Consider the following 17,610-nt stretch of genomic DNA (forward strand, 5'->3'; position numbering starts at 1 on the left):
GTCGTCTGAACTGCTTCGATGACCGGAGCCTGAGACATCTCGCCGTATTTGGCAGGATTGAACGCTGTCTCGACATAGTCAGCAGTCGGTGCAAATACCAAACGTGCCTGTGCAGGATCATTGTGCAAACCCGGAATTGAAAGCGGCTTTGCCATAGGCGCATAGACATCACCGCCGTGACCCATGCGGTAAATCAGATTAAACACAGTCCCGGGAGAGCGCGGACCTGCAGCCGTGCCGCGGATCGCATCTGCGGCCAATAGGCCCGCGAGTGGGCCGTGAGGCATTTCGTCAAGGATAAGGTCGTAGGCGTTCGACAAGAGCACTTGCAGGAATTTGCGGATCCCCGGTTTTCCCATCCGTTTCGCGCGCCATCCAACCTTTCCGAGCCGTAAAAGTTGGCGCATGGACTTGGCTGAAAAGGCGGCCCCGCCGCCGGGCGGACACGTTTCAGCAAGATATCACAGCAGATCGCCGTAGTCCGTGAGGCGGCTCAGCAATGCCTGGGCTGCGTCTGCGTCGGGGTGTGGTTTGCCGTTCGGCTGCGCTGCGGATCGTCCACGCAACACGACATGGTTGCCATCAGGGCAAAGCGCGACCGTTGGAAGCGGCACAGTAGCGAAGGGAAGGGCGCTTGGGTCAATGCCAATATCCTGCAACGCAAGCGGGCTGAGGTTGTAAAGCAGATGTGCCAATGCCGGCCCGTCATTCTGCACCAGAGTTGCCATGCCACCAAGATCGTCCCGTTGTTCCAGAATGCAGACTGATTGCCCGTTTCGCGCCTGTTTCGCGCCAGCAATCAAGCCGTTGATCCCACCGCCGATGATGATTGCGTCATCTGTGTCATGCCGCGTAACCCGTCATCCGCTTGCCGCATGTTTCTCGCTGCAGGATCGTGCGCGCGGCGTTGGCACCGGGCGCAGCCATGACACCGCCGCCTGGATGGGCAGAGGAACCGCACATATAGAGCCCTTTGATCGGCGTTTCGTATTGTGCGTAACCCGGTACGGAGCGGTTGAAGAAAAGCTGATCAAACGTCAGCTCGCCTTGGAAAATATTGCCCTCGGTCAGGCCGACCTCACGTTTCAATTCGAGCGGTGAGCGCACCTCGACATGGACCACGCGTTCGCGGATATCAGGGCAGGCGACAGACATCTGGTTCAGAACAGTTTCCGCCATTGCATTGCGTTGTGTCTCACCCCGGTTTTGCCCCGAACGCACCCCATCCACCTCCAGATCATAAGGAGCGTATTGGACAAAGACGGTCATCATATGGGCGCCTTTCGGGGCCACGGTCGGGTCGATCTGGCTGGCGATCAGCATGTCGATATAGGGCTTTTCAGACCACCGACCTGCCTTCCAATCGTCATAGGCGCGTTCAAGTCCTGCCAGACTTTCGGAGACATGCATGTCTCCGCGCAGAAAGCTCGCGTGTGCGGGGGCGGCAGGAAAGGCCGGCATGCGGTCCAGCGCGATATTGAGCTTGGCTGACGAGCCGCGAATTTTGAAATTTGTGACCGCACGCGTGAAATCATCGGGCAAAGCGTTTTGATCGACGTGTTTGAGGAAGGTCCGTTTCACGTCCATATTTGATGCAACAATGGGTGCCCTGAACTCTTTGCCGTCCTCTAACGCGACGCCAGTCACCCGGCCGTTCTTGGTCAGGATTTCCTCAACGCCTGCGCTCTTGTGGATTGTCCCGCCATGATCTTCGAACGCCGCAGCCATTGCGTTGGACATTGCGCCCATGCCGCCACGGGCAAAGCCCCACGCGCCAATGCCGCCGTCGATGTCGCCCATGTAGTGATGCAATAGAGCATAGGCCGTGCCGGGCTAATAAACGCCAAGCCCGGTGCCGATAATGCCAGAACCGGCAAGATGTGCCTTGATGAGATCGTTCTCGAAGTGCTCGTCAAGCAGATCGCCAATTGACATGGTCCAAAACCGCAGGGTTTCGGACAACTCGCGACTGCCGAGGTTGCAGGCACGTTTGAGAAGATAGCCCATTTCAGCCAGATCGCGCGGTCTCAGCGACAAGGGATCAGGGGCGTTTCTAAGTAGGAATGGCCGGATAAAGCGGCATTGCCGCATGATCGCCTGAGAGCAGCGATGGTAAGCGTTAGCGTCGCGCGGTGCATGCCGCGCCATCTCGCGCCGCAGCGCATTGTGATCAGAGTAGCAGGCGAAGTAATCGCCGTCGCGTGTGAAACTAGCCCCGCCTTCGTAAGGGATCACCTGCAGCCCGTATTTCGGCAGATCAAAGTCGCGCGCGATTTCCCGGCGCAGCAAGGAACAGACGTAGGAACAGTTGGAATATATCCCGCCTTAGTGCAGTGAGCGGCTGACCGCAGCACCACCGACCTAATCATTCTTTTCCACGACCATCACTTTGAGGCCAGCCTTTGCAAGATACGCGGCGGTTGTCAGGCCGTTGTGGCCCGCGCCTGCAACAATGACGTCATAAGATTTTCTCAGAGACACGATATATCCCCCTGGATCAGAAGCTACAGCCAGTGTGTCGTTCCGTAAAGTTTATCTGAGCGCTCAAATAAATTTTGATATATGAATGACGACGAACTGACGGCAAAGATCAATCTTTGGGCAGAAAAAGGCGCACAATGAACCAAGCCGCTGCAAAGCCACCGCGCAAAGAGCGCAAGGAGAACGCAGAGCGCCGACGGCGCCAACTATTGGATGCCGCACGGATGTCGATCCTGCAGCATGGTTTGGCAAAGACGACACTGGCGACCGTGGCTGATGCTGCGGGGCTGTCCCAAGGTGTTGCGGTTTTCTATTTCAAGTCGAAGGGCGGATTGCTGACGGCGGTCTTGCGTGACCTTTACCAAAGCTATGAGGTTTCATGGATTCGGGCTCTTGCCATGGCTGGCGAAGATGCGAATGACCGGTTGGATGCTTTGGTCGCGGCAGATTTCAGCCTTGAAGCCTGCGGGCCGAAGGTTCTGCCGCTGTGGTTTGCGTTTTGGGGCGAATTGCGGTCCACGGCGGACTACGCCGCTGTTGCACAGGAGTTTGACGCCAGACGCATGGACGCAGTTGCACAGGTTTGGTCAGCGTTAATGCCTCAGGATGAAGCAACCTTGATGGCAGAGTGGATGGACACGCTGACCAATGGGTATTGGCAGCGCCTGCATCTGTCGCCTGACAGTTTCAACCGTCACGATGCCCGCACGGCAACACAAGAATGCCTCGCCCGGCTGCGCGCCGGTCGCTGAGCGCCTGCGCGGCTTGTCGTGTGGAAAACCAGCCTCATCGGCGCGCATGACCACAAGGCTTAGACACCCAATTTGTCGAGCAGCCGCAGGCGCAGGATTTCGGCCTCGACCGCATAGGTCCGCGCAAATGAAAAGGGCAGCGGTTTTACAGGGCTTACAGGAAATTCCAAATCATCAGGGTGCTGGCCCAAGGCCCATTGCGCCAATACGCGCCCCATTGCGGTCGCAATGGCGACGCCGCGCCCGTTATATCCAAGACCCGCCATCATACCGGGTTTGATTTCATGCAGGTGCGGATAATGGTCACGGGTGAGTGCAACAAAACCGCCCCATGCATGTTGCCATTCGACGCCTTGCAGTTGTGGAAATAGCTTCACGCTGATCCCGCGCAGCCAGTCGATCTGTTTTTGGGTCGAGGCGTCATTATACGTCCCGCGCCCGCCCATGATAAAGCGCCCTTCGGCATCTTTGCGGAAATACAAAAGTAACCGTCGCGTGTCGGACAGGGTATTCCCTTCGGACAAAATAGATATGCGCAGATTGTCCGAGAGCGGTGCCGTTGCCACTTGCACTGACCGCACAGGTAGGACGGACTGCGCGAGCGGCTTTTCCACGTCGCCAGAATAGGCGTTTGTGCATAACAGAACTTTGCTTGCCGCAATATTTCCTTCGGGGCACGCGACGCGGTAGCCGCAGCCCTCTTTTTGGATGCTGCGCGCGCCGCTTCCTCCAAAGATCACTGCGCCGTAGCGTTGCGCTGCTGCGGCCAAGCCAAGGGCGTAATTGAGCGGATGGAGCAGGCCACCGCGATGATCAATCACGCCGCCGAGATATGCGTCGGTGCCGGTGCGACTGTGCATTTCGTCACGGTCCAGCGTCTGCATGCCGCCGCCGTAGTCTTCCCAATCGGCGGCCAAGGCATGCAACTGACGCAGTGTCTTGGGCGTATGCGCCGCGCGTAGCCAACCGGGACGTGTGGCGGCACAGTCGATCTTATGACGGTCGATCAAATCGAAAACCAGATCCCCCGCATTACCCGCCATGCGGATCATACGGTCGCCCCAGTGATCCCCGAACTTGGCTTTAATCGCTGATGGTCCGTCTTTCAGGCCGACGTTGACCTGTCCGCCGTTGCGCCCTGATGCCCCCCAACCAGGGTGTTGGGCGTCGATCACAATGACGGATGCACCGCTTTCGGCGAGATGCAGCGCGGCTGACAGGCCAGTATAACCTGCACCGATGACGACCACGTCTGCGCGATGTGCGCCCCTTAGCACAGGGTGCTTCACCGACTGGTTCGCGGTTGCAGTCCACAGACTGTCAGCGATCACCGGGCGCTCGTTCTGGATCATGGCAACATCACCGCGACGCCGCTATGCGATGGCGCGGGCAACATCGCCTGCGACTGTTTTGCCGCTTCTGTATGCGCCATTGACCAAGGCCGATGTCGCGCCACCGACTGCTTCGCCCGCGAAGAAAAGCCTGTCACCAAGCGGTTGTGACAGCTTGGCGCGCGCGCCCCACGTTCCGGGCTTGACCGCACCATATGCACCAAGCGTCAGCGGGTTGTCGGCCCAGTCTGTTGCCAGTCCTTTGACAAAGTGTTTGGGTGCTTCGCTGCCTACGCAGCGGACCAATTGTTCAAGCGCATAATCAACTACAGATTCCTGTCCTTGTGCGTAAAGATCCCATGCAAATTGCCCACCGATATTGCCGAAAAGATAATCGTGTCCGCAGGGCCACGCTATGAAGAAGCAAGCTTTCCCTGCCTGATCTTCCGGGATGCGGTAAGTAACCCAGTTATTCTCACCCAGACCCAGACGAGCGCCGTCAAACAGAAGCGGCACTTTCATCAACAAACCCATCGGAATGTCGGCTGCTGCCTGCTGCTTCCAATCTGGCAGGACAGGCGTAAAGCGGATCGTGCCCGCGTTGAGCACACCGGTCGAGACCGTGATCATGCAGGCTTTGGCGGCGATGGTCCCTTTCGATGTTTCGACCGTGACGCCAGTACCGGACCAGTCGATGGCGGTAACCTTTGTGCCAAGCGAAACCGGCAAGCCCTCGGCGAGTGTCGCAACTATGGCACCCAGTCCCTCCTTGACGATATAGCTGGGTTGGTCGACTGAGCCATTCCAATAATCTGCCGTGGAAAGTTGATCAAAATCCACGCCGTAGTCCATGGCCCCCATCCACGATTGCACCGTTGCGCCGTACTGTATGTCAGGGACGACCGTTGATCCTGCAACGTCCTGACCTGCGCTCCCGGCACGGTCGAGAGCGCGTCCAATCGCTCCCCATGCCCGGTCATAGGCTGCAAATTCGGCATCACTGGCGCGGTTCCCATGAACATCAAAAAGGTCGGTGTCGGCATCTGTATGATTGACGAGAGTGAAGCCGCCCCTCTGACCGATCCCGGCGAAGGGGTTACTGTTTGAGCCGGATATCCAAGAACAGCCGTGATCCACTGGCGCGCCTAACGTATTGCTCTCTGTCCGGGCCCGTCCGCCGACATGGGTTGCGGCTTCGACGATGACGAAGGACACGCCTCTCTTTTGCAGTTCGCGGCCTGCAGCCATCCCGGCGGCGCCTGCGCCGATGATCACAACGTCTGGATTTGTGGGACGTGATTGTGCAAACAAAGGGGTCGCTCCTGCGAGTGAGAGGCCAGACAAAACGGTACGGCGTGATATCAACTGCGTCATGGGTTAGTTTTTCGGTCTGATGTTCGGATCAAGCGCGGCATAGCATTTACGAAGATATTTGGGCACGTATCATTTGCAGACCGTGCCAGCGGGAACAAAGAAGACGTCGCCCTTCGTGAATTTCTGTGCGATGCCGTCTTCGCCCTCCGATACCTGCGCGAATTCGTGCCATGGAAAGGGCGATAACTCTGTATCCAGTCCTTGTGCGTCCCACAGTCCGACCTCGAAATATCCGTGATCGTTCGTGAAGAAGACTTTATCGCGCTGGGGTGTGCTTGTGTTCGGCAAAAATTCAACGCCATCAAGCGTCAGGTCAGGATCAAACGCGCGTATGCCGCCATCCGCGGATAGGCCCTGCGGTGTCGCGGCACGCGGATCAAGGTAGGGGATATAGAACTTTTTGAGCGTGTCGTACAGTTTCCAACTGACCGGCACGCCGTTGCGGAAAATGACACTTTGACCCTTCTTGCAGCCGACATTCGTGCCGCTGCTGTCCACGGTGTCCATCATGGCAAAATGACCATCGACCACGAAGATAAATTCATCGCCGGGGTAGGGGCCAAAAGATGCCTGCATCGGTGTCGTGGTCCAGACGCCGGCGCTCTTGCCCAACTCTTTGTTCTCGAAATAAACGTGCAGAGTCTGCGCGTCCGGCATGGTGTGAAAGTCGTCCGGATCAAGGGTCATTGGTCTTAGCCCATGAGGGCCGTCAACCTCGAACCGGATCACCTGATTCTGTGAAGTCATCGGGTATCTATCTCCGCGCTGGGTCTTTTCGGGTGGGCTTCTTGCCTGTTTTTCTAGCGCTTACTGATGGAGCACACGCACGCTTGGCAATTTACTTGACTCGATTCGGTGTCCTGATGAATGATTGAATGACCATTCAATGGAAGGGTTACGCTTCCGCAAAAGTCAATCTTCGTGTTTTTGATGGGGCACCGCTTTATGGCCTTTGGCGAATTTGCAGGCACTTCACATGGATGTGGACCTGCAGCAACAGGGGGAGACTGAAGCATGATGGATATTGTCGATCAACTAGGCGCGGTACGCGAAGGAAAACTGAGCCGGCGCAGATTCACAAAAGGGCTTTTGGCCGCAGGTATTGGCATGACCGCGATGCCGCTCACATCGCGCCACGCCATGGCGCAGGGTGACGAAGCGACATTCTTTACATGGGGTGGATACGACATCCCCGAGCTTTTCCAACCCTCTGAGGCCCAACACGGCGCGTTGCCGAATTTTTCGATTTTTGGCGGAACCGAAGAGGCGCTGACAAAAATGCGTAGCGGCTTTGTGGTCGACGTATCGCATCCCTGTAATTCCGGATTGAACCGCCGGGTGCAATCAGGGCTCTTCCAGCCAATTGATAAATCGCGCCTGTCCAATTGGGCGGACGTCATGCCGGAACCGGTGGGCTTGGGGGAAGGTTCTTCAAGTTGACACACCCGCAGCACTTTATGAACGTCCCAACACGCGCGAAGTCGCTGGTTTCATCGGGAACATGAACTTCTTTCAGGGCACCGTCCGTCGCAACGGTACAGCTACGGGCATGATCGAGACGGAGGGGCTGGGCGCGATTTCGGTGCCTGTTGATCAATTGGGCAAAGCTGACGGAGCGTCGGTTCAGGTTGCGCTTCGGCCCGAGAAATTCACGCCCTTAGACAAAAAACCAGTCGACGGGTTAGCCGTGCAAGGCCGTATGGGTACCACCGCCCATCTGGGCGAGCGCAGCAGTCACTATGTGACGATACCCGGCAAGTCCGACCCTGTCGCTGTTTCGACGACCAATGCATTGAACGGTTCTGGCAACAATCGCGCGCCGGATGCGCCTGTGTGGTTGAGTTGGTCGGCGGATGCGGTTGTCATTCTCGACGCGGACTGAGAGGAACAGAGGTGATAAAATAGCGATGAGCGATGGTATGAACGAAGCGATCCGAACACCCAAAGGGGACAAACGCCCCCGGCGTACCGAAACCAAAGAGGTGCGGCGCCAGCAATTGATCGATGCAACCATCAGGTCGATTGCCAAGCATGGGATTGGTGGAACAACGATGTCGACTGTGACGGACATTGCCGGATTATCGCTTGGGATCGTCAACTTCCATTTTCAAAGCAAGCAAAAGCTGCTCGAAGAAACGCTGATCTATCTTGCGCGCGAGCATCATCATCAATGGTTCAAGGCCTATAACGATGCAGGTTTGTCTTCGATCGCCAAACTGATGGCGATTGTGGACGCGCACTTTCACCCGCGCATCTGTTCGCGTCAAAAGCTTGCCGTCTGGTATGCCTTTTACGGAGAGGCCGGTCGCCGTGAGGTTTATCGCAAGTTGATCGAGGATATCGATATAGAGCGTTTTGATTTGTCACTGCGCCTGTGTGAAAAAATCGCGCAGGAAGGGCGATATCACGCCATTCCACCGCGCCAGATCGCGAACCTTCTTGAGGCGCTTTACGACGGGATATGGCTGGAGCTTTTGACCTACCCTGAAAGCTATACGCGTAAAAACGCACGTGACCAGATCCGCGCATTTCTGGCGACAGTATACCCCGACCATCTTGATATGCCGACGTTTTCGTGACCGGCCTTTTGAACAGTTGATTTCGGGATTGAGTAGTCGGAGCCCCATGCGAAAGGACAAAGAAAAATGAGCAGAGACCCACGCTACGACATTCTGTTCGAACCTGTGCAGATCGGCCCCGTGACAGCGCCCAACCGGTTCTATCAGGTTCCGCATTGCACCGGCATGGGCTGGCAGCGCCCGCGCACGCTGGCCGCGATGCGCGGGGTCAAGGCCGAAGGCGGATGGGGCGTGGTCTGCACTGAATACAATTCTATTCACCCCACGTCCGACGATTTACCCCATCCCTATGCGTCACTCTGGGATGATAGCGATGTGCGTGCGCACAGTCTGATGACCGACGCGGTGCATGAACACGGCAGTCTTGCAGGCGCTGAACTTTGGTACGGCGGGGCGCGCACACCGAATATGATGACTCGTCTGCCGGCGATGGATGTGGACAGCTTTCCCAATCTTGCAGGCCATCCGTTTCAAACCCGTGCGATGGACAAGTCGGACATCAAGACCTTTCGCCACTGGCACAAACGCGCGGCCATACGTGCCCGGGACGCAGGTTTCGACATCGTTTATGTCTATGCAACGCATGGCTATCTGATTTCGAATTTTCTGAACCCGCGCGTAAACACCCGCAGCGACGAATACGGTGGCCGTCTGGAAAACCGGATCCGTCTGACCCGCGAGTTGATCGAAGAAACCAAGGATGCCGTGGGGGACCGCTGTGCCGTTGCCGTCCGCTTTGCAGCGGATGAAGAAGTGGGTGAGGATGGCAATCCTATCTTTGGCGAGCGACGTGAAATGTTCGCTTTGCTGTGCGATCTGCCCGACCTGTGGGACATCAATATCGCCGATTACTCGTTGGAAATGGGCGTATCCCGTTTCGTCAAGGAATCGCCGCTGGAACCATACATGAATTGGGTGAAGTCGGTGACCGACAAACCCGTTGTGACCGTGGGCCGCTTTACGTCGCCGGATACGATGGTCAGTCAGGTCAAGCGTGGGATCACTGATTTCATCGGGGCGGCGCGGCCATCAATCGCTGATCCTTTCCTGCCCAAAAAGATCGAGGAAGGACGCCTGAGTGCAATACGCGAATGCATTGGATGCAATATCTGCTATTCCGGTGACAGCCTTGCAGTGCCGATCCGCTGCACGCAAAATCCCACGATGGGTGAAGAATGGCGTCGCGGCTGGCATCCCGAAGTCATTGCCAAAAAGACCTCGGATGCGCGTGTTTTGATTGTCGGGTCCGGGCCTGCGGGTCTGGAAGCAGCGCGTGCGCTGGGCGCGCGTGGCTATGACGTGATGCTGGCCGAAGCGACCCGCGAAATCGGCGGACGCGTGACCCGCGAAGCCGCGTTGCCGGGGATGAGCGAGTATATCCGCGTGCGCGATTACCGTGAACAACAACTGATCGAAATGCCCAACGTGGAAATTTTTCGTGAAAGCCTCTTGTCCGCCCGGGATGTTCTTGACGTCGATGCCGCGCATGTCGCGATTGCAACGGGCGCCAAGTGGCGCAAAGAGCTTTTCAATGAAGAACGTTATCTACCCATTGCCGAAGGCGACGCACTTGCGCGTGTCTTTACACCCGATGATATCATGGATGGCAGATTGCCGGATGGCCCGACAATCGTCTTTGATGGGGACGGCTACTATATGGGCGGGGTTATCGCCGAACGGGTGCGCGCAGAGGGGCATGAGGTAACGTATGTGACACCTTCGGACAGCGTATCACATTGGGCGGGCAACACGTCGGAGCGTTGGCGCATCCGTACCCATATGCTCGCAAACGGGATCAAGATCGAGACGGCACATGCGCTGAAAGGGTTTGATGGCATTCAAGCGGTGCTTGTATGCGCCTATAGCGGAGCCGAACGTCGTGTGCCTGTGCGCAACATCGTTATGGTGACGGCCCGCAAGCCAAATGATGGCCTCTTTCAGGACCTGCGGGCACAAGCGGACTCAGAAGGTTTGCCGTTCACGCTGACCCGCATCGGCGACTGCGAAGCGCCAGCTATCATTGCCGCAGCGGTCTATGCGGGGCACCGCTTTGCGCAGGAATTGGAGTGCGAGGTCGATATGGATCTGCCGTTACGCCATGACCGGACCGATGTCGGGCTGGATGCCCGTGCAGATCACATTGAAATGAAACCGGCTGCGCAATAGCGTGCTCAGGCTCGGTGCGATATCTATTCTGTTGGGGCTGGCTGTTTGGGGTGCCATCCCTGCTGCTGAAGAACCGGCCGAATGCCAATCCTGCACCACCAGACACAACGCATTGCAGCGACTGTCGCACGACCGCTCAACCGTTCCTGATGTACTATTGAAACCGCATCCGAAGCGCAGACAGTAATGCTGACGACATAAAACATCGTCCCAAGAAGGATGAACCTCACATCAGCCGCCGCAGGAATCCCACGTTTCAAGTTTCGAGCAAGATGCTTTGGATCAAGCGAGCCGTTTCGCGTCCTGCATCCTTTTGAATTTCGATGATCGCCATACGGGCACCTTGCCGGGCGACCATCAGTGATGTTTCAAGGCCGATGCCAGCAGTACCGCCTGTAAGGACAGCGGTTTTACCAGCCAAACGTCCGGTTGATTGCGTCGCCATATTTGATCTCTTTACGATGTATCTGCCCCAGTCTGGGGTCAGATGCTTTCCCCGCCATCGATAATCAGTGCGTGACCCGTCATGAATGACGACCGATCCGAGGCGAGGAACACGATGCCGTCGGCGATTTCATCGACAGTTCCGAAGCGCCGCATGGGAATTGTTTCGCTGATGTAGTCTTCGAGCTTGTCGCGGCCGCCCATCTGCGTTTCAAAACCACGGTTGAAAGGCGTGTCGATGAAACCGGGGCAGAGCGCGTTGAACCGGATGTTGTCCTTGCCATAGTCCGCTGCCATTTGGCGGGTCATCGCCAAAACAGCGTGTTTGGTTGTGGCGTATGCAATCATTTCGCGGTCGATCTGTACGCCCGAATTTGACGAGGTGATGATGATGCTACCGCCACCATGGGCGCGCATGGGTGCAATCGCGGCTTGTGCGGCGACAAAATGTGCACGGACATTGACGGCCCACGATGCGTCCATTTCTGCGACAGTCACTTGTTCGAGCTTGCCCTCGATTTGAATGCCGGCATGGGAGTGAAGTACATCAAGTCGCCCCGTGTTTTGCGCAACGGACGCAATAGCGCGACCAAGCGCCTCGTCATCCGTGACATCAACCTCAATGGTATCCGCCCTGAAACCTTCGCTGGAAATAACTTCCGCAACGGTTCGTGCCGCCACACCGTCTCGATCGGTGACAAAGACATGCGCGCCTTCGCGCGCCATGGCCCGCGCACCAGCGGCACCGATCCCGGAGCCTGCCCCGGTGACAAACGCGACTTTGTTCTCGAGCAGCATTGCAGTTTCTCCACTATGGTCGCAACTCAGCGTTTTTCGCCGCGCCGCAAGATGAGTTGCGCTATGATCAACAAAACAAGAGATGCCAGCATGACCATCGTGCCAATCGCATTGACCTCGGGAGTAATGCCGCGGCGGATTGATGAGAAGATGTAGATCGGCAATGTCGTCTCGGAGCCTGCCACGAAGAAGGCGATAATAAAGTCGTCAAAACTGAACGTGAAACTGAGCAGAAAACCCGCCAAGACTGCCGGGGCAATCAGCGGCAACGTCACTTGACGAAAGGTTCCAAACGGAGTGGCGTAAAGATCAGCAGACGCTTCATTGAGCGCCCCTTCAAGGCTGGCCAACCGCGCACGGACAATGACGATCACGAGCGCCATGGTGAACATCGTATGTGCCGCAATCAAAGATCCCATGCCCATCGACAGAGCCGGTGCGGTCCCGGCCTTCGGCCAAATCGCGGACAGCCAAGGATTCACGACGTCAAACACAGTGACAAGTGCGATCAACGTCGCAATGCCGATCACAATACCGGGGATCATGATGGCGATATAGATCACCGCATCAAAAAATGCGCGCGCCGGTCCGCGAATGCCTTGCAGCCCAATGGCTGCGAGTGTGCCAAGGATGCTCGCAAATGTAGCCGAGACAAAGGCAACCAAGAGGCTGTTGCCCAAGGCGTCCATGACAAACGGATTGTCGAGTGCGCGACCATACCATTTGACGGAAAATCCCTCGAATTGGCTGGCACTGCGGCCCGCGCTGAAACTGAAAAGCGCGATGATGGCGATTGGCGTGTAAAGAAAGACATACACAAAGATGGCGTAGAGACGCATACCTACCTCACATCATCGGTGTGTCATCGCGCTGTGTATTCAGCCGCGAGATAAGACGCATATAGAGGGTTACAGTCACCAGCATGATGACAATCAGCATGACAGCAACGGCCGATCCATAGGCCCAGTTGCGAGATTGCAGGAAAAGATCCACCAGCGCGTTGCCGACAAAGAACACTTTGCCCCCGCCCAGCAATGCAGGGATCAGAAATTCACCCATCAACAAGATGAAGACAAGCATACAACCCGTCGCGATGCCTGAAATGGACATCGGCAGGGTCACTTTGAGGAATGTCATGAATGGTGGCGCGCCAAGATCGGAAGAGGCCTCAAGTAGCCGTTTATCCAGTCGGTCCAGACTGACGTAGATAGGGAAGACCATCAACGGCAGATAACCGTAGATGATTCCGACCAGCACAGCAAATTGGGTATTGATCAGGCGTATGCCTTCGAGCCCCAGACTTTCGAGAACGGCTGGAATGCCACGTCCGCCCAGAATAAAAATCCACGCATAGCTGCGGATCAGGATAGACGTCCAGAACGGCACAATCACCAAGACCAGTAGGACCGTCTTCCATTTGTCGCTGGTCCTCACCGCCAATTGATAGGCAAGTGGATAGGCGATCAACAAAGCGGCAAACGTGCCCAATGGCGCGAGCGTCAATGTATTCTTGAACGCAGTAAATCGCGCAGGCAGATTGGCGTATTGTTCAAATGTGAAGGCGGGCACATAGCCACCCGATGGTGCCCGCTCTCCGAAACTAAAGACGAAAACGACAGAGAGCGGCAGCACAAGCATCACCAGCAACCACGCGCCCGCAGGGGCGACCAGAAGCCAGTTTCGTGCACGTTGTGTCATTTGCTGCCGCTCTCTCTTTCTAGATCATGCCGACTTGAAACGGGCCAAAAGCTCGGCGCGGTTTGGGTCGGTCAATGTGGATGCTGCGCCAAACTCGAGCGCATTCAACAGCTCTGCTGCGGGATAGAGAATTGGATCGTTCAGTATCTCTTCTGGCAGCAGCGCATTGGTGCGGCTGTCGGCGACCGGATAGCCATGTGCAAGAACCTCGCGCGCGTTGACCTCAGGGTCGAGCATGAAGTTGATCAGGGCATAGGCGGCTTCTGAATGTGGCGCGCCTTTCGGGATCGCGTAATAGTCGCTCCAAAGCTCGCCGCCTTCTTTGCCCAGGACATACTGAATAGACGGAATGTCCGTGTTCAACTGCTTGCCATCGCCAGTCCAGCAAATCGTCATCCAGGCGTCACCTGAACGCATCGCAGGCTGATAGTCTGACGAGATCGCAAAAAGGTGCGGTTTGACCTCAATCAGAAGCTTTTCCGCATCGGCCAGTTCGGCCTCATCGACCGAATTAAAGGAATAGCCGTGATAGTTCAGCGCCGCACCGATGGTGGTTAGCTGATAGTCATGAACCATGGTCCGGCCCGAGAAATCATCCATCGTGCGATCGAAGAAGTGTTTCCAGGAATCCATTTCGCTTCCGCCTGTGTGGGCGGTATTTACGGCAAAGCCAGTTGTGCCCCAGTTTTTTGGCACAGCGTAAAGCACACCATCGACAGTGCCGGCATCGGCAAAGCGCGGATCGAAAGCGCTTGGATCATAGTTGGGCAGTTTAGAAATATCCAAAGGCTCGATCAGGTCTTCTTCGACGTAGGTCGTAATCGTGTAGTTTGTGGGTACGAAAACGTCCCATCCACTGCCGCCAGCCTGCAATTTGGCCAACATTTCTTCGTTTGAACCAAATACGTTGATCTGCGTGAAGGCGCCGGTTTGGTCCGTGAACATATCGAAATTCGCGGGGTCATGATAGTTCGGCCAAGTGGCCAGCACGACACGGTCGCCGATATGGCTTTCGGCCATCGCAGGGGTGGCCCGCAGTCCGGGCACAGCTGCACCTAAAACGGCCGTCGCTGTACCCAGACCGGTTACGCTCAGAAAGTGCCGTCGCGTGACGGACCCCTTTTGATAACGTCGCAGTTCTTCCATGAATTTCTTCTTCGAGATGTATCCGTCATCTTCCATCTTGGCAGTCTCCCTGTTGTTTAGGTTTCGGAGTTTAGTCATTCTTGAGGATCAAACCTGCATCCGCATCCCATTCAATCCATACTGTTTCGCCTGTGGACGGGGCCTGAAGGGCCGCATCAGATTGCCGGGGCACCATGACGATAATGCTTCCTAAACTGGCGTGCCGGACAAGGTATTCGGTGTGTTCACCAAGGAAGATCCGGTTCTGAACTATGGCCTCCAATGCGCCGGATGACGACGTCCGGCGCATCCGTATTTGTTCCGGACGGACGCTCATGCAGCCTTGTTCGCCGGGGGCCACCGCGCCGCTGGACGTCGCATCATATGTTTGACCATTCGCCAGCGCGATTGTTGCGCGGGTGTCAGAAACCGCACTTACGCGGCCTTCAAAAAAGTTGGATGTACCCACGAAATCAGCGACATATCGGGTCTGTGGGCGATCATAAAGCTGTTGTGGCGTTCCTATTTGCACGATCTCACCCGCTCTGATCACGCATATCCGGTCACTGAGCGAGAGCGCTTCTTCCTGGTCATGAGTGACCAAAACGAAGGTGATGCCAAGTTGCCTTTGCAGGTCTTGCAGTTCGATCTGCATTTCCTTGCGTAGCTTGCGATCCAGAGCGGCCAGAGGCTCGTCCAGCAAAAGCAGTTTCGGTTCGTTCACGATGGCGCGCGCCAAGGCGACACGTTGTTGTTGTCCCCCCGACATTTCCCAAATGCGACGGTTCTCGAAACCCGGCAAACGAACGGTTTCAAGCGTGCGCCGTATCTTTTCACTGATCATATCGCGGGCAAGACGCGGGCGTTGTTGGTTCAGGCCATAGGCGATGTTTTGACCAACGGTCAGATGCGGAAAAAGCGCATAGTTCTGGAAAACCATATTGACGGGTCGCCGGTAAGGTTCGAACCCCGACACATCTTGGTCATCAATGAACACGCTGCCCTTCGTCGGCGTCTCGAAGCCGGCAAGCATACGGAGCAAAGTTGTCTTACCGCAGCCCGACGGGCCCAGAAACGACAGGAATTCGCCTGATGATATGCTGAGGTCCACATTACCAACGGCACGCAAGTCACCGAAGGACTTTGATACCCCCCGAAGTTCGGCAATCACAGGTGTCTTAACCTGATAGGATTCCGAAGCGTATTCTGCGGATACGTTTGAAGTCACTGATTGTGTCATTGGGGCCCATATTACGTAGATGACCTAATTGGTGAAATAATTGCCCTTTTTGTAAATATGCATTTTGTGATAGTTACGGATAAAATAATCACCGGGAAACACAGTCATGAAGTTGGAATGGGGTGCAGACGTAGCGCAGATCATCAACAGTATTGGAAAGCCAACGCTACCTCAGAACATCTCCAAGCTCTTGAGAAATATTGTTGAATTTGATCACACCGTGATTTTTGGCTATGTCGGAACGTCACGACCACTTGCCCTTTTCAACGACTTTCCAGATGATCGGCGTCGGTTGCATGTGGACGAATATCTTGAGGGCCCGTATTTGCTGGATCCCTTCTTTCTTGCAAGCACAGGCAGCGTCGCACCCGGCCTTTGGCGGATGAGCGAGATAGCTCCTGACCGATTCTATCAGGGAGAATACTTCCGCAACTACTACGCCCAAACCGGACTTGCCGAAGAAGTCGGCTATCTGATTGACGTACATGAAAACCTGTCAATCGTGGTGTCTCTTATGCGCAGAACGCGTCGGTTCAGCAAGGCTGAGATCAAGGCGCTCAGAGGTGTTTGGCCGATCATTGAGGCAGCATGTCGGCGCAATTGGCATACAACAGCTCAGGGCGATGACAGAACTGTTCTTGGCTTGGAAAAAAGCGTCGAACGGGCGTTCTTGAGTATCGGTCAGGGTGTTCTGACACCGCGTGAGCGTGAAGTTGTCGAACACACACTGCGGGGCAATTCGGCAGATGCAATCGGAAAAATGCTGGGCATTGCGTCCGGAACGGTCAGAATTCATCGCAAAAACATTTACTCGAAACTGCGAATAAGCTCGCAGGGCGAGCTTTTTTCAGAGTTCTTATCCGCGATCACGCAAAGCCAGCTTTTGCCAGACGCGAAACGTTAAATCAGCCAGCACCTGTACGGCCAGTTTATCCCGCTTTATTTGAATGTTCGGTTCGTGAATCGCTAAAACGGCCTGCATGACGGCGTTCACCGGATACGGTCACGCGTGAGGAACTTCGCGCGTATCAGCTTCACATGACGGATACCGATGGCGTGACCTCGGTATTCAATGACCGCATCACTGCTTAGCGTTTCTTCTTCTCGATGACCTGCGGGCGTGACGAGATGAAGAAGTAAATGCAGTTCCGTGCTGGGCCGCGCAAGCTACCTGCGGCGCTCGGCATTTCCTATGCTGCAGGTCTTAGGGCTTCTGAGGTCTCTACCCTCAAGACTGGCGATATCGATAGTTGTCGAATGCTGATCCATGTGGTGCAGGGCAAGGGGCGAAGGTCGGCAGGACCAGCGTGCTGCATACTTGAGGATCAGCGCTGACCTTCAACCCACACAGGACCATAAGAGAGCCAAGAATGCCCAACAATGTAGTCACAGCATCAGCAAGATTATCTTGTGCGCTCATGATAGATTGGACAAAGTCTTATTCAATTGCAGTGAGTTAATCGGCACTGCGTTTGCCAGACATGTGACCTGAAATCGCGCTCTGTCGGGTGTATGGTGGTTGCGTGGATTTGATTGCCCGGATGTGCAAGTGCGGCTTGCTGCAAGTGGTTTTCGGGCGTTCGGTGACCAAGTCACCATCGAGCGGGTGGGTGCCGTGTCAT

Annotated in this window: 19 protein-coding genes and 2 pseudogenes; 7 read left to right on the top strand and 14 right to left on the bottom strand. The window is 55.9% G+C overall.

What is annotated here, in order from left to right:
* The 5 genes and pseudogenes from R6T97_RS04705 to R6T97_RS04725 all read right to left on the bottom strand — a co-directional run.
* Window positions 1-359 (bottom strand): annotated as a pseudogene (locus tag R6T97_RS04705) (hypothetical protein); the annotation flags it as partial.
* Window positions 360-461: 102 nt separating this feature from the next.
* Entirely contained in the window at window positions 462-830 is a 369-nt protein-coding gene (locus R6T97_RS04710; RefSeq protein ID WP_410348180.1) for an NAD(P)-binding protein, read from the bottom strand.
* Window positions 831-843: 13 nt separating this feature from the next.
* Window positions 844-1,800: a phytoene desaturase family protein gene (locus R6T97_RS04715; protein ID WP_410348147.1), complete on the bottom strand. Its 957-nt coding sequence runs from the start codon at window positions 1,798-1,800 to the stop codon at window positions 844-846.
* Window positions 1,801-1,833: 33 nt separating this feature from the next.
* Window positions 1,834-2,289, bottom strand: a complete 456-nt coding sequence (locus R6T97_RS04720; RefSeq protein ID WP_410348148.1) for a hypothetical protein — start codon at window positions 2,287-2,289, stop codon at window positions 1,834-1,836.
* Between the two features lie 72 nt (window positions 2,290-2,361).
* Entirely contained in the window at window positions 2,362-2,481 is a 120-nt protein-coding gene (locus R6T97_RS04725) for an FAD-dependent oxidoreductase (protein WP_410348149.1), read from the bottom strand.
* Between the two features lie 137 nt (window positions 2,482-2,618).
* Here R6T97_RS04725 and R6T97_RS04730 point away from each other — a divergent pair, with 137 nt between their 5' ends.
* Complete coding sequence (locus R6T97_RS04730; RefSeq protein ID WP_410348150.1) at window positions 2,619-3,233, top strand: TetR family transcriptional regulator C-terminal domain-containing protein; 615 nt, start codon at window positions 2,619-2,621, stop codon at window positions 3,231-3,233.
* Window positions 3,234-3,292: 59 nt separating this feature from the next.
* Here R6T97_RS04730 and R6T97_RS04735 read toward each other — a convergent pair whose 3' ends face one another.
* From R6T97_RS04735 to R6T97_RS04745, 3 genes are all read right to left on the bottom strand, one after another.
* Window positions 3,293-4,585, bottom strand: a complete 1,293-nt coding sequence (locus R6T97_RS04735; RefSeq protein WP_410348151.1) for an NAD(P)/FAD-dependent oxidoreductase — start codon at window positions 4,583-4,585, stop codon at window positions 3,293-3,295.
* A 21-nt stretch (window positions 4,586-4,606) separates the two neighbouring features.
* Complete coding sequence (locus R6T97_RS04740; protein ID WP_410348152.1) at window positions 4,607-5,875, bottom strand: flavin monoamine oxidase family protein; 1,269 nt, start codon at window positions 5,873-5,875, stop codon at window positions 4,607-4,609.
* Window positions 5,876-6,007: 132 nt separating this feature from the next.
* Entirely contained in the window at window positions 6,008-6,685 is a 678-nt protein-coding gene (locus tag R6T97_RS04745) for a hypothetical protein (RefSeq protein WP_410348153.1), read from the bottom strand.
* A gap of 267 nt (window positions 6,686-6,952) precedes the next feature.
* Here R6T97_RS04745 and R6T97_RS04750 point away from each other — a divergent pair, with 267 nt between their 5' ends.
* The 4 genes from R6T97_RS04750 (at window position 6,953) to R6T97_RS04765 (ending at window position 10,683) form a co-directional block, all read left to right on the top strand.
* Window positions 6,953-7,378 (top strand): hypothetical protein, encoded by a 426-nt coding sequence (locus tag R6T97_RS04750; protein WP_410348154.1) that lies wholly within the window; start codon window positions 6,953-6,955, stop codon window positions 7,376-7,378.
* Window positions 7,379-7,439: 61 nt separating this feature from the next.
* Window positions 7,440-7,820: a TOBE domain-containing protein gene (locus R6T97_RS04755; protein ID WP_410348155.1), complete on the top strand. Its 381-nt coding sequence runs from the start codon at window positions 7,440-7,442 to the stop codon at window positions 7,818-7,820.
* A gap of 37 nt (window positions 7,821-7,857) precedes the next feature.
* Window positions 7,858-8,517, top strand: a complete 660-nt coding sequence (locus R6T97_RS04760) for a TetR family transcriptional regulator C-terminal domain-containing protein (RefSeq protein WP_410348156.1) — start codon at window positions 7,858-7,860, stop codon at window positions 8,515-8,517.
* A 66-nt stretch (window positions 8,518-8,583) separates the two neighbouring features.
* Entirely contained in the window at window positions 8,584-10,683 is a 2,100-nt protein-coding gene (locus tag R6T97_RS04765) for an FAD-dependent oxidoreductase (RefSeq protein ID WP_410348157.1), read from the top strand.
* A 256-nt stretch (window positions 10,684-10,939) separates the two neighbouring features.
* Here the strand turns inward: R6T97_RS04765 and R6T97_RS04770 are convergent, their stop codons facing one another.
* The 6 genes from R6T97_RS04770 to R6T97_RS04795 are packed head-to-tail and all read right to left on the bottom strand — an operon-like array spanning window position 10,940 to window position 15,976.
* Window positions 10,940-11,128 (bottom strand): SDR family NAD(P)-dependent oxidoreductase, encoded by a 189-nt coding sequence (locus tag R6T97_RS04770; protein WP_410348158.1) that lies wholly within the window; start codon window positions 11,126-11,128, stop codon window positions 10,940-10,942.
* A 38-nt stretch (window positions 11,129-11,166) separates the two neighbouring features.
* The gene (locus R6T97_RS04775) at window positions 11,167-11,925 is read right to left on the bottom strand and encodes an SDR family NAD(P)-dependent oxidoreductase (RefSeq protein WP_410348159.1); all 759 of its coding nucleotides are present in this window, start codon (window positions 11,923-11,925) and stop codon (window positions 11,167-11,169) included.
* A gap of 26 nt (window positions 11,926-11,951) precedes the next feature.
* Window positions 11,952-12,764, bottom strand: a complete 813-nt coding sequence (locus tag R6T97_RS04780; protein ID WP_410348160.1) for an ABC transporter permease — start codon at window positions 12,762-12,764, stop codon at window positions 11,952-11,954.
* A gap of 7 nt (window positions 12,765-12,771) precedes the next feature.
* The gene (locus R6T97_RS04785; protein WP_410348161.1) at window positions 12,772-13,623 is read right to left on the bottom strand and encodes an ABC transporter permease; all 852 of its coding nucleotides are present in this window, start codon (window positions 13,621-13,623) and stop codon (window positions 12,772-12,774) included.
* A gap of 24 nt (window positions 13,624-13,647) precedes the next feature.
* A complete protein-coding gene (locus tag R6T97_RS04790) occupies window positions 13,648-14,805 on the bottom strand; it encodes a PotD/PotF family extracellular solute-binding protein (protein ID WP_410348162.1) in 1,158 nt (385 codons plus the stop codon).
* A gap of 34 nt (window positions 14,806-14,839) precedes the next feature.
* Window positions 14,840-15,976, bottom strand: coding sequence for an ABC transporter ATP-binding protein (locus R6T97_RS04795; RefSeq protein WP_410348163.1), 1,137 nt, complete (start codon window positions 15,974-15,976; stop codon window positions 14,840-14,842).
* A 118-nt stretch (window positions 15,977-16,094) separates the two neighbouring features.
* On the opposite strand from R6T97_RS04795, the gene R6T97_RS04800 reads away from it, so the two are divergent.
* Window positions 16,095-16,892 (top strand): helix-turn-helix transcriptional regulator, encoded by a 798-nt coding sequence (locus R6T97_RS04800; RefSeq protein WP_410348164.1) that lies wholly within the window; start codon window positions 16,095-16,097, stop codon window positions 16,890-16,892.
* A gap of 83 nt (window positions 16,893-16,975) precedes the next feature.
* Window positions 16,976-17,275, top strand: a pseudogene (locus R6T97_RS04805) (integrase); the annotation flags it as partial.
* Between the last annotated feature and the right edge of the window lie 335 nt (window positions 17,276-17,610).

The organism is Yoonia sp. (genome assembly GCF_046498525.1).
Classification (GTDB): Bacteria; Pseudomonadota; Alphaproteobacteria; order Rhodobacterales; family Rhodobacteraceae; genus Yoonia.